This window comes from Aquicoccus porphyridii, from assembly GCF_008369105.1.
Lineage (GTDB): Bacteria > Pseudomonadota > Alphaproteobacteria > Rhodobacterales > Rhodobacteraceae > Aquicoccus > Aquicoccus porphyridii.
In genome coordinates, this window is the sequence record NZ_VINQ01000060.1 from 1 (window position 1) to 984 (window position 984).

1 protein-coding gene is annotated in these 984 nt (G+C 60.5%); it reads left to right on the top strand.

The window, feature by feature from the left end; genetic code table 11:
* Positions 1-18 precede the first annotated feature (18 nt).
* Positions 19-912: a UTP--glucose-1-phosphate uridylyltransferase GalU gene (gene galU, locus FLO80_RS21730; RefSeq protein ID WP_149187118.1), complete on the top strand. Its 894-nt coding sequence runs from the start codon at positions 19-21 to the stop codon at positions 910-912.
* The last annotated feature ends 72 nt before the right edge of the window (positions 913-984 follow it).

Below are 984 nucleotides of genomic sequence, written 5' to 3' on the forward strand. Positions count from 1 at the left end.
TAAGTGAGGTTCAGGAGAATGAAGAGAAAAGTAACCAAGGCGATCTTTCCGGTTGCAGGTCTGGGCACCCGGTTTCTGCCTGCCACGAAATCGATTCCCAAGGAAATCATGACGCTGGTTGACCGGCCGCTCATTCAATACGCGATCGACGAGGCCCGCGCGGCGGGCATCAAGGAATTCATCTTCGTGACATCACGCGGCAAGGGGGCGCTTGAGGATTATTTCGACCTCGCGCCGACGCTCGAACAGGAGCTGCGCAAGAAGGACAAGACCGAGCTTCTGGAGATTCTCAAGGATACCAACATGGAGTCGGGCGCCATCGCCTATATCCGTCAGCACAAGGCCATGGGGCTTGGCCATGCGGTCTGGTGTGCTAGGCGGTTGATCGGGAACGAACCGTTCGCGGTCATCCTGCCCGATGACGTGATCGCGGCGGAAAAGCCCTGCCTGCAACAGATGGTCGAAGCCTACGAGGAAACCCCCGGCTGCATGGTGGCGGCGATGGAGGTTCCAAGGGCCAGGACCTCGTCCTACGGGATTCTGGACGTGGCCGAGGACATGGGCACGCAGGTTTCGGTCAAGGGCATGGTCGAGAAGCCCGAGGCCGACAAGGCGCCATCGAACCTTGCCGTGATCGGGCGTTACCTGCTGACCCCGAACGTGCTGCGCAACCTCAACCGGATGAAGACGGGCGCGGGTGGTGAGATACAACTGACCGACGCGATTGCCGCCGAAGTCGATGAAGACCGCCCGGTCTATGGCTATCGCTTTGAGGGGCAGCGCTTCGATTGCGGATCGAAGGCCGGTTTCCTGCAAGCCACTGTTGCCTTCGGGCTTGCGCGCGAGGATCTGCGCGACGGGTTGATGGAATATCTTCAGGACCTTTTGCATGTGGACAGGGCGGCGCAGTAAGCCCGCGTTCCGGGCCGGAGGGCAATCGTGACGACAGTTCTGGTAACGGGCGGAGCGGGTTATATCGGCTCG